General features: G+C 38.0%; 9 protein-coding genes. 8 read left to right on the forward strand and 1 reads right to left on the reverse strand.

The features are described from left to right. Window positions 1-100 precede the first annotated feature (100 nt). From dnaA to AC6I5B_RS00035, 7 genes are all read left to right on the forward strand, one after another. Complete coding sequence (gene dnaA, locus AC6I5B_RS00005; RefSeq protein ID WP_004613285.1) at window positions 101-1,486, forward strand: chromosomal replication initiator protein DnaA; 1,386 nt, start codon at window positions 101-103, stop codon at window positions 1,484-1,486. Window positions 1,487-1,757: 271 nt separating this feature from the next. Next, complete coding sequence (gene dnaN, locus AC6I5B_RS00010) at window positions 1,758-2,867, forward strand: DNA polymerase III subunit beta (RefSeq protein WP_497773522.1); 1,110 nt, start codon at window positions 1,758-1,760, stop codon at window positions 2,865-2,867. A 3-nt stretch (window positions 2,868-2,870) separates the two neighbouring features. Continuing rightward, the gene (locus AC6I5B_RS00015) at window positions 2,871-3,080 is read left to right on the forward strand and encodes an RNA-binding S4 domain-containing protein (protein WP_004613287.1); all 210 of its coding nucleotides are present in this window, start codon (window positions 2,871-2,873) and stop codon (window positions 3,078-3,080) included. 22 nt (window positions 3,081-3,102) lie between these two features. Then, window positions 3,103-4,200 carry a DNA replication/repair protein RecF gene (gene recF, locus AC6I5B_RS00020; RefSeq protein WP_071143460.1) on the forward strand — a complete coding sequence of 366 codons (1,098 nt, stop codon included), beginning with the start codon at window positions 3,103-3,105 and terminating at the stop codon, window positions 4,198-4,200. A gap of 10 nt (window positions 4,201-4,210) precedes the next feature. After that, on the forward strand, window positions 4,211-6,127 hold the full coding sequence (gene gyrB, locus AC6I5B_RS00025; RefSeq protein WP_004613289.1) for a DNA topoisomerase (ATP-hydrolyzing) subunit B: 1,917 nt from the start codon (window positions 4,211-4,213) through the stop codon (window positions 6,125-6,127). Between the two features lie 17 nt (window positions 6,128-6,144). Then, on the forward strand, window positions 6,145-8,589 hold the full coding sequence (gene gyrA / locus AC6I5B_RS00030) for a DNA gyrase subunit A (protein ID WP_004613290.1): 2,445 nt from the start codon (window positions 6,145-6,147) through the stop codon (window positions 8,587-8,589). A 44-nt stretch (window positions 8,590-8,633) separates the two neighbouring features. Further along, complete coding sequence (locus tag AC6I5B_RS00035; RefSeq protein ID WP_004613291.1) at window positions 8,634-9,086, forward strand: superoxide dismutase family protein; 453 nt, start codon at window positions 8,634-8,636, stop codon at window positions 9,084-9,086. A gap of 60 nt (window positions 9,087-9,146) precedes the next feature. On the opposite strand, the gene AC6I5B_RS00040 is transcribed toward AC6I5B_RS00035, so the two are convergent. Next, the gene (locus tag AC6I5B_RS00040; protein ID WP_004613292.1) at window positions 9,147-9,587 is read right to left on the reverse strand and encodes a C-GCAxxG-C-C family (seleno)protein; all 441 of its coding nucleotides are present in this window, start codon (window positions 9,585-9,587) and stop codon (window positions 9,147-9,149) included. A 289-nt stretch (window positions 9,588-9,876) separates the two neighbouring features. Here AC6I5B_RS00040 and AC6I5B_RS00045 point away from each other — a divergent pair, with 289 nt between their 5' ends. Beyond that, window positions 9,877-11,058, forward strand: coding sequence for a BMP family lipoprotein (locus tag AC6I5B_RS00045; RefSeq protein ID WP_022251134.1), 1,182 nt, complete (start codon window positions 9,877-9,879; stop codon window positions 11,056-11,058). The last annotated feature ends 57 nt before the right edge of the window (window positions 11,059-11,115 follow it).

Consider the following 11,115-nt stretch of genomic DNA (forward strand, 5'->3'; position numbering starts at 1 on the left):
TGGATTAATCATTGCTTATCTACTTATTTTGATGTAGAATAGTGTAGAGATATACTCTGGAGTAGGTATACCTTAAATGTAAAGATTAGGAGTTAACGGAATGAATATTGTAGCGGAAAAATGGGATGAGATTATCCACAAATTGAAGATCGAATATGGACTTTCTAACGTTTCTTTCCGGACCTGGATTGAACCCTTGGAAGTTTACAATGTATCAGATTCTACGGTTTATATTCTTGTGCCTTTAAAGTCAAGTGTGGATTATATTAATCAAAAATATCTTCTGCCTTTTCAAGTCTGTATTGCAGAGATAACCGGACAGGAATTTGAAGTAAAATTTATTACAGTTGATGATTCTCAGAATATTAATGTAAAGAATCAAGATGACACTTATAAAAAGAATGCAACTCAAAACAGTATTTTTGAGCAGGCGAACCTTAATCCAAAATATACTTTTGATACATTTGTAGTTGGTGGAAACAATAATTTTGCCCACGCTGCTTCTTTAGCTGTATCAGAATCTCCGGGAGAGATTTATAATCCTCTCTTTTTATATGGAGGTGTTGGACTTGGGAAGACCCATCTGATGCATTCTATTGCACATTTTATATTAGAAAAAGATCCGACGAAAAAAGTTTTATATGTCACAAGTGAAACTTTTACAAATGAATTGATCGAAGCATTAAAAAGTGGTAAAACAAGCGGCGGCAACGAGCTTGCGATGACTGCTTTTCGTGAAAAATACCGTAATATCGACGTTTTGCTAATCGATGACGTTCAATTTATTATCGGAAAAGAAAGTACACAGGAAGAATTTTTCCATACCTTTAATCATTTACATGTATCAGGTAAACAGATTATTATCTCAAGCGATAAGCCTCCGAAAGATATTGAGACTTTAGAAGCAAGACTTCGAACGCGTTTCGAGTGGGGATTAATTGCCGATATTTCTTCACCTGATTATGAGACAAGGATGGCAATTCTTCGCAAAAAAGAAGAATTAGACGGACTTCAGAAATATCATATCTCGAATGAAGTTATGCAGTATATTGCTACCAATGTAAAATCGAACATTCGTGAGCTGGAGGGTTCACTGAATAAATTGATTGCACTTCATAAATTAAAAAATGAAGAGATTAATATTATGCTCGCCGCCGAGGCGTTAAAAGATATTGTATCACCGAACAAAAACAGACAGATCACTCCGGAACTAATATTAGAAGTTGTTTCCGAGCATTTTTCTGTCTCTATTGCGGACTTAAAAAGTGGAAAACGTAATGCGAACATTGCAAACTCAAGGCAGATTGCAATGTATTTGTGTCGTACAATGACAGATACTCCTTTAAAATCAATTGGAATTATGCTCGGAGGGCGTGACCATTCTACCGTCAGCCATGGAGTAGATAAAGTTACCGAAGATATTAAGACCAATGAAGCATTAAACAATACAATTGAGATTATTAAAAAGAAAATTAACCCAGTTTAAGATTTGTTTATAAGTCGTATAAAGAACGTGAATAAACTGTTGATAACTTGTTTACAAGATGTGGATAAAAAAATAGCCGATTTTTCGCAAAAAGTTGTCCATCTCTTGTCAACGTAAACTTTTTTATTTATCAACACAGTTTTCCTGTCCTTAAATTCCGTTAAAATCGGGGTTTTCTAGGGTTATACACATATCCACAGCCCCTAAGACGGATACGGCGGATAACTTTTAATAAATATATACACAAAGCAACCCGAAAGGAGTTATACACATGAAAATCATTTGTACAAAATCAAACCTTGCAAAAGGAGTTAACATTGTATCAAAAGCAGTTCCTTCTAAAACAACAATGCCTATCCTTGAATGTATTCTTATAGATGCAACAACAGATATTATTAAGTTAACAGCTAATGATATGGAATTAGGAATCGAGACTATTATTGAAGGAGACATTATTCAAAAAGGAGTTATTGCTATAGATGCAAAGATTTTTTCAGAAATTGTCAGAAAACTTCCTGATAATGAGATTACAATCGAATCAGACAGCAATCTTCAGACAATGATTACGTGCGAAAAAGCAAAATTTAGTATTTCTGCAAAATCCGGAGAAGATTTTTCCTATCTTCCATATATTGAAAAAGCAGAATCTATCACTTTATCACAATTTACATTGAAAGAGTTGATTCGTCAGACAATTTTCTCAATTGCAGATAACGATAGCAACAAATTAATGACTGGTGAATTGTTTGAAATTGATGAGAATATTATGAAAGTAGTATCGCTTGACGGACACCGAATTTCGATCAGGAAGACGGAATTGACAAAAAATTATCAATCGAGAAAAGTTGTCGTTCCTGGAAAGACATTGATGGAAGTTAGTAAAATTTTGTCAGGTGAAGCAGACAGCACAGTATGTCTGTCATTCACGGACAACCACGTTGTATTCGAATTTGATAACACAATTGTTGTGTCGCGTTTGATTGAAGGAGAATATTTCCGTATCGATCAGATGTTATCCAGCGACTATGAAACAAAGGTTAAAATCAATAAAAAAGAACTTCTGAGTTGTATCGACAGAGCAACGCTTCTGGTAAAAGAAGGAGATAAAAAACCAATCATTATCAATATTATGGACGAGGTTATGGAATTGAGAATCAAATCCCAGCTAGGATCCATGAACGAAGAGATTATGATTTCCAAAGAAGGAAAAGATCTCTTGATCGGATTTAATCCGAAATTCTTAATTGATGCACTTCGTGTGATCGAGGATGAGGAAGTTACAATTTATCTTATGAATGCGAAAGCACCATGCTTTATCAGAGATGAGAAGGAAAGCTATGTGTATTTGATTTTGCCGGTTAACTTTAATGCAGGAGTTTAAGAAATGGAAATTATAAAATTAAGAGAAGAATTTATTAAACTTGGTCAGGCTTTGAAAGCGGCAGGACTTGTAGAATCCGGAGTGGAAGCAAAAGAAGTGATTCAGGACGGTCTTGTTAAAGTCAATGGAGAAGTCGACACAAGAAGAGGAAAGAAACTTTATGATGGCGACATCGTATCTTTTGATGGAACAGATATAAAGATTGAAAAATAGAACATGAATAGTTGGTGTAAGGATGATAGTAAAGTCTTTAAAATTGAAAAATTTTAGAAATTATAATTTGTTAAACATAGAGTTTGATGCAGCTACCAATATTTTTTGTGGAGATAATGCACAGGGAAAGACTAACATTCTCGAATCCATCTATTTGTCGGGGACGACAAAGTCTCATCGCGGAACGAAGGACCGTGATATGATACAGTTTGGACATGATGAAGCTCATATCGAGACTGTAGTAGAAAAAAATGGAATTCCGTTTCAGATTGACATGCATTTAAAGAAAAACAGTCCGAAGGGAATTGCAATTAACAAAATACCAATTCGCAAGGCAAGTGAATTGTTTGGAATTATCAATATCGTGTTTTTCTCGCCGGAGGATTTGAATATTATCAAAAATGGACCGGCGGAGAGAAGACGTTTTATTGATTTGGAACTTGCACAGCTTGATAAATTATATCTCAGCGACCTGTCGAACTATAATCGAATCATTAATCAGAGAAATAAATTGCTAAAAGATGTCTATAACAGGAATGATCTGCTTGAGACCCTTGAAATATGGGATCTTCAGCTTATTCAGTATGGAAACAAGATTATTGAGAGACGAAAACAGTTTATCGGGCAGGTGAATGAGATTATCTCAGAAGTGCACAAGAAACTGACCGGTGGAAGAGAAGAATTAAAGCTTTATTACGAACCGGGAATTGGAAATTTAGAATTTGAAAAGGCACTTTTGAAAAACAGAGAGCGGGATATTCGAATGAAAAGTACTTCCGTCGGACCTCACAGAGATGATATTTGTTTCATGACAAATGATTTGGATATACGTAAATTTGGTTCTCAGGGGCAGCAAAGGACGGCGGCGTTATCATTGAAATTATCAGAGATTGAACTTGTAAAAGAGATTATAAAAGATACGCCAATATTATTATTGGATGATGTTTTGTCTGAATTGGACAAACACAGGCAAAACTATTTATTAGATAGCATTCGCGATGTACAGACTCTAATCACGTGTACAGGATTAGACGATTTTGTGAATCATCGTTTTTCTATAAATAAAATTTTATATGTAAAACAAGGAGAAGTAAAGGTTCTGAACGAATCGAAAATATAGGAGGATTTATATGAGTGCAGAATATGGTGCAGATCAAATCCAGATACTAGAAGGATTAGAAGCAGTAAGAAAAAGACCGGGAATGTATATTGGGAGTACCTCGATCAGAGGACTTCATCATTTGGTGTATGAGATTGTAGATAACGCAGTAGATGAAGCATTGGCGGGATATTGTGATACGATTTTCGTATCGATTAACGAAGATAATTCCATTACAGTTATTGACAATGGGCGTGGTATTCCGGTAGGAATCAATCACAAAGCAGGACTTCCGGCGGTAGAGGTTGTATTTACGGTACTGCATGCCGGAGGAAAATTCGGCGGTGGCGGATATAAAGTATCCGGAGGACTTCACGGGGTTGGTGCGTCTGTTGTAAATGCGCTCTCTGAATGGCTTGAAGTTGAGATTTACAACGAAGGAAAAGTCTATAAGCAGAGATATGAGAGAGGCAAAGTAGTCTATAAATTAAAGGTTATAGATGAATGTGATGCACAAAAGACAGGAACAAAGGTTACATTTCTTCCAGACAAAGAGATTTTTGAGGAGACAGTGTTTGATTATGACACGTTGAAACAGCGTTTCCGTGAGATGGCATTTTTGACAAAAAATCTGAAGATTGTCCTGAAAGATGAAAGACCGGAAGAGCCGATTGAGAAGACTTTCCACTACGAAGGCGGAATTAAAGAGTTTGTGCAGTATCTGAATAAAAGTAAGACACCTCTTTATGAGCAGATTATTTACTGTGAAGGTGAAAAAGACGGTGTCGCAGTAGAGGTTGCAATGCAGCACAATGACTCTTACAGCGATAACACATATGGATTTGTAAATAACATTACGACACCGGAAGGCGGTACACATGTCGTTGGATTCCGAAATGCTTTGACAAAGACGTTCAATGAATATGCGAGAAAAAATAAATTATTAAAAGATAACGAGCCAAATCTTTCCGGAGAAGATATCCGAGAAGGTCTGACAGCGATCATCAGTGTAAAGATTGAAGATCCGCAGTTTGAAGGACAGACAAAACAAAAATTAGGAAACAGTGAGGCGCGCGGTGCGGTTGACAATATTGTTAGTACGCAGTTAGAGATTTTCTTAGAGCAGAATCCAAATGTAGCAAAGATGACAGTGGAGAAGTCTGTCATGGCTCAAAGGGCAAGAGAGGCAGCCAGAAAAGCGAGAGATCTGACAAGAAGAAAATCTGCGTTAGAAGGAATGTCGCTTCCGGGAAAGCTTGCGGACTGTTCTGATAAGGATCCTGCAAACTGTGAAATTTACATTGTAGAGGGTGACTCTGCCGGTGGTTCTGCAAAGACGGCCAGGGACAGAGCAACACAGGCTATCCTGCCGCTTCGTGGAAAAATCCTGAATGTGGAGAAAGCCAGATTAGATAAGATTTATGCCAATGCAGAGATTAAGGCGATGATAACTGCATTTGGAACTGGAATACATGAGGATTTTGACATTTCAAAGCTTCGTTATCATAAGATCATCATCATGACAGATGCCGATGTCGATGGAGCTCATATCAGTACGTTATTATTGACATTCCTGTATCGTTTTATGCCGGAGCTGATCAAAGAAGGTTATGTGTATTTGGCACAGCCTCCACTTTATAAGCTTGAAAAGAACAAAAAAGTATGGTATGCGTATAGTGATGAAGAGTTGAATAAGATTCTTTTGGAAGTTGGAAGAGATGGAAATAACAAGATTCAGCGTTACAAAGGTCTTGGGGAGATGGATGCAGAGCAGCTTTGGGAGACAACTATGGATCCGGAACACAGAATTTTACTTCGTGTGACAATGGACGAGGAATCTACATCGGAGTTAGACCTTACATTTACAACTTTGATGGGAGACAAGGTAGAACCGAGACGAGAATTTATCGAAGAGAACGCAAAATATGTAAATAACCTGGACATTTAGAGATTGGAGAATGAAAAATGGAAGATAATATTTTTGACAAAGTGCATGACATTGATCTGAAAAAGACAATGGAAGAATCTTATATCGATTATGCGATGAGTGTTATCGCTTCCCGTGCCCTCCCGGATGTCCGGGACGGTTTGAAGCCGGTACAGAGAAGAATTTTATACTCAATGATTGAATTGAACAACGGTCCGGATAAGCCACATCGTAAATGTGCCCGTATCGTCGGTGATACGATGGGTAAATATCACCCGCATGGTGACAGCTCAATCTATGGTGCACTCGTAAATATGGCGCAGGAATGGTCTACAAGATATCCGCTTGTCGATGGACATGGAAACTTTGGTTCTGTAGATGGTGACGGCGCTGCGGCGATGCGTTATACAGAGGCTCGTCTGAGTAAGATTTCGATGGAACTGACGGCTGACATCAACAAGAATACAGTTGATTTTACACCGAACTTTGATGAGACGGAAAAAGAACCGTCTGTACTTCCGGCAAGATTTCCGAATCTGCTTGTGAACGGAACATCAGGTATTGCTGTAGGTATGGCGACAAACATTCCACCTCACAATCTGCATGAAGTAATCAGTGCGGTTGTAAAAATCATTGATGATCAGATTGATGAAAATGGTGAGACGACAATCGAAGATATTTTACAGATTATCAAAGGTCCTGACTTTCCGACCGGAGCAATGATTCTCGGAACACGCGGAATTGAGGAAGCATACCGCACCGGACGTGGAAAAATCAGAGTGCGTGCGGTGACAGATATTGAGCCAATGCAGAACGGAAAGAACCGTATTGTAGTGACAGAACTTCCGTACATGGTTAATAAAGCACGTCTGATTGAAAAGATTGCAGAGCTTGTAAGAGATAAAAAAATTGACGGTATCACAGATTTAAGCGACCAGTCAAACAGAGAAGGTATGAGAATCTGTATCGAACTGCGCCGTGACGTGAATGCAAATGTCATTTTAAATCAGTTATATAAACATACACAGCTTCAGGATACATTTGGTGTTATCATGCTTGCACTCGTAAACAATGAGCCGAAAGTCATGAATATTCTGGATATGCTGAATTATTATTTAAAGCATCAGGAAGAAGTTGTGACAAGAAGAACTCAGTACGAGTTAAATAAGGCAGAAGAGCGCGCCCATATTTTACAGGGGTTACTGATTGCCCTTGATAACATTGACGAAGTAATCCGCATTATCCGTGGTTCGAAAAATACACAGATTGCAAAAGAAGGCTTGATAGAAGCATTTGAACTTACTGAAGTACAGGCACAGGCGATTGTGGACATGAGACTTCGTGCTCTGACAGGTTTGGAACGTGAAAAGTTGGAGACGGAATATGCAGAGTTAATGAAACGAATTGGCGAATTGAAAGCAATTTTGGCAGATAGAAAACTGCTGTTAGGTGTGATCAAGGAAGAGATTTTAATCATTGACGGTAAATATAGTGATGAGAGAAGAACTTCAATCGGATTTGATGAATTTGATATTTCCATGGAAGATTTAATTCCAAGACAGGATGTTGTCATTACAATGACGAAACTTGGATATATCAAACGTATGACAGTAGATACATTTAAGAGCCAGAACCGTGGAGGAAAAGGAATCAAAGGAATGCAGACGATTGATGAAGACTATGTGGAAGAGTTGTTTATGACGTCGACGCATCACTATATCATGTTCTTTACGAATACAGGGCGTGTATACCGCTTAAAAGGATATGAGATTCCTGAGGCGAGCAGAACTGCAAGAGGAACTGCAATTATCAATCTGCTTCAGTTAATGCCGGATGAAAAGATTACAGCCATGATTCCAATTGATGAATATAAAGAAGGACAATATCTGTTCATGGCTACCAAGAAAGGTCTCGTGAAGAAAACACCGATTACAGACTATGCAAATGTAAGAAAGACAGGGCTTGCGGCAATCACACTTCGAGAAGAGGATGAGTTGATCGAAGTGAAATTCACAGATCAGGATCAGGATATTATTCTTGTCACAAAATATGGACAGTGTATCCGATTTAACGAAAAAGATGTCCGTGCAACCGGAAGAACTTCTATGGGAGTTCGTGGAATGAATCTTGCGGATCGCGATGAAGTAGTCGGAATGCAGCTTCATACACAGGGAACCCATTTGCTGATCGTATCTGAAAAAGGTATGGGTAAACGTACGGCAATGGAAGAATTCACATCGCAGAATCGTGGTGGAAAAGGTGTGAAATGCTATAAGATTACGGAAAAGACCGGTAATGTAGTCGGCGTAAAAGCAGTTAATGAAGACAATGAGATTATGATCATTAACACAGAAGGAATCGTAATCCGTATGGAATGTAATTCTATTTCTGTGCTTGGACGTATCACATCCGGAGTGAAATTAATTAACTTAAATGACAATGCGACAGTTGCAAGTATTGCAAAAGTAAGAGAGACAGAGTAACCAAAACAACAATATTTGCATATGCTGATACAGGAGGTGAGAGGATGCTTTCTATCACGAACACAATGCCTGAGGCATATGCAAAGATAAAAGGAAATAAAAAATATCCGAATTTAAAGGGAACGGTTTCTTTTTATGGAGTACATGGGGGAACGATTGTTGTAGCAGAAGTGACAGGACTTCCGGAAAATAGTACATTTCATGGATTTCATATACATGAAGGAGAAAATTGTACTGGAACAGAAGCAGAACCATTTCAAAATGCAGGAACGCATTATAATCCCAAAAACACACAACATCCGAATCATGCGGGAGACTTGCAGCCATTATTGGCGAATCATGGAACCGCATTCGGTGCATTTTATACTGACCGGTTTTATCCGGAAGATGTAATCGGGAGAACGGTTATCGTACATGAAAATGCAGATGATTTTCGGACACAGCCGTCCGGAAATTCAGGGGCGATGATCGCTTGCGGGAAGATAGTGAGAGAATAACACAAATTGGTTTAAACAGGGGAGATGAAAGCTCTATGAGTTATGATCTCCCCTTAAGTTTTACAATTCTCTCAAGATAATTTCTGCTGTTTTCTTCACGGTAGCGGCAACAAATTTCGTACACTGCTCTTTTCTTTCAGGAGAATTCTTTTCTTTTCCTTTTGTGAGAATACGACAGCATGTACCACCGCAGGTTTCACGGAAGAAATCATGTAATTCTTTTGTCAATTCAAAACATTTGTTGATTTTTGGATCTCCCGGAGTTTTTCTTCCGAAAAAGTATCCGATACACATCGTACCACCGGCAAGAGCTCCGCAGATGCAGCCGCCACCGCCAAGCCCCCATGGAAAACCGGAACTCATCGCAATAGCATCGTCAGACATTTCCAATTCAAAATTTTTCTTGATTGCATAGATGATAGATTCTGAACAGGCAAAGCCCTGATTAAAAATCTCAACAGCATCTTTTTGCAATTGGTCTAAATTTACGTCTTTTGTCATTTTTTAACCTCTTTCTCAATAATAATATTTTCTTTTGACTTTTCTAAATAAATTATAGAGCAAAAAAATGTTATTTTCAAATCTGTTTATTATTTCTTAAGTTGGTTAAAATAAAAAGAGGTTATAAACGAGTTAAAAATGCACAAAAAACATAAAAAATTACTATAGAAATTTTACAAAGTATATTTTGTTTTGACAAAAAAGGACATAAGTCCTATAATGGAAAAGCAATATATGTTATTGTTCAATTAACAACCGATTCTAACAAAAAAAAGGAGGACACGTATTTATGAAAAAGAGAGTTATTGCAATGTTACTTGCAGGCGTGATGGCATTATCATTGACCGCATGTGGTGGTGGAGACAGTGATAAAGGGAAAAAAGAATCAGGGAAAGAAATGAAGGTAGCAATGGTTACAGACTCAGGAGATATCACAGACCAGAGTTTTAACCAGACAACTTATGAATCAGGGAAAGCCTGGTCAGAGGACAACGATGTAGAATTTACTTATTACAAACCGGAAAGTGACAATGATGAGGCGAGAAAAGCAAGCGTTGATCAAGCTGTTGCAGATGGAGCAAATGTAATTCTTTTACCAGGATATTTATTTGCGAGTGCAGTAATTGAAAAATCAGAGATGTATCCGGATGTAAAATTCGTTGCACTTGATGTTGGAGCAGGAGACATCCTTGGCTCAGCACTTGGTGATGAATATGATGGAAACGAAGAAAACTATGATGTAAAAGAATATTATCATGCAGATAATGTTTACTGCGCGACTTATCAGGAAGAACTTTCAGGATATATGGCAGGATATGCAGCTGTGAAATTAGGATACAAACATCTTGGATTCCTTGGTGGAATGAAAGTACCGGCTGTAACACGTTTCGGATACGGATACGTACAAGGTGCTAACGAAGCAGCAAAAGAACTTGGAATTACAGATCAGGTACAGGTAGAATATGTATGTGGAGGTCAGTTCTATGGAGATGCTGACATCACAGCTTACATGGATACATGGTATGGAACAAAAGGTGTAGAAGCTGTATTTGCATGTGGTGGTGGTATTTATACATCAGCAGCAGAAGCAGCAGCAAAAGTTGGCGGAAAAGTAATCGGTGTAGATACAGATCAGGCTCCGATTATCGACAAAGCTGGTGAAGGATTAACAATCACATCTGCTATGAAAGGGCTTGGAACAACAGTTACAACAGTTCTTACAGATATCAAAGCAGACAAATGGAGCAACTACGGAGGAAAAATTGATAAACTTGGTTTAGTATCTGAAAATGCAGATGAAAACTTTGTACAGCTTCCAGTGGAATCTACACAGTGGAATGATGGATTTACAGAAGATGATTATCATGCACTTGTAAAATCAATGTACGATGGAGATATCAAAGTTTCTAACGACATTACAGCAATGCCAAAGACAGAAATTACAGTAAACGACTACGGTAGCATTAAATAAATACTGAGTTGAAATAAGGGGGAGCAGGTGTGACGCCTGCTTCCTTTTTCATTAAGA

The organism is Faecalimonas nexilis (genome assembly GCF_059731825.1).

What these genes read in the sequence shown, in the direction of transcription:
- dnaA (WP_004613285.1), top strand. Translation starts at nt 101, where the DNA reads ATGAATATTGTAGCGGAAAAATGGGATGAGATTATCCACAAATTGAAG.
- dnaN (WP_497773522.1), top strand. Translation starts at nt 1,758, where the DNA reads ATGAAAATCATTTGTACAAAATCAAACCTTGCAAAAGGAGTTAACATT.
- AC6I5B_RS00015 (WP_004613287.1), top strand. Translation starts at nt 2,871, where the DNA reads ATGGAAATTATAAAATTAAGAGAAGAATTTATTAAACTTGGTCAGGCT.
- recF (WP_071143460.1), top strand. Translation starts at nt 3,103, where the DNA reads ATGATAGTAAAGTCTTTAAAATTGAAAAATTTTAGAAATTATAATTTG.
- gyrB (WP_004613289.1), top strand. Translation starts at nt 4,211, where the DNA reads ATGAGTGCAGAATATGGTGCAGATCAAATCCAGATACTAGAAGGATTA.
- gyrA (WP_004613290.1), top strand. Translation starts at nt 6,145, where the DNA reads ATGGAAGATAATATTTTTGACAAAGTGCATGACATTGATCTGAAAAAG.
- AC6I5B_RS00035 (WP_004613291.1), top strand. Translation starts at nt 8,634, where the DNA reads ATGCTTTCTATCACGAACACAATGCCTGAGGCATATGCAAAGATAAAA.
- AC6I5B_RS00040 (WP_004613292.1), bottom strand. Translation starts at nt 9,587, where the DNA reads ATGACAAAAGACGTAAATTTAGACCAATTGCAAAAAGATGCTGTTGAG.
- AC6I5B_RS00045 (WP_022251134.1), top strand. Translation starts at nt 9,877, where the DNA reads ATGAAAAAGAGAGTTATTGCAATGTTACTTGCAGGCGTGATGGCATTA.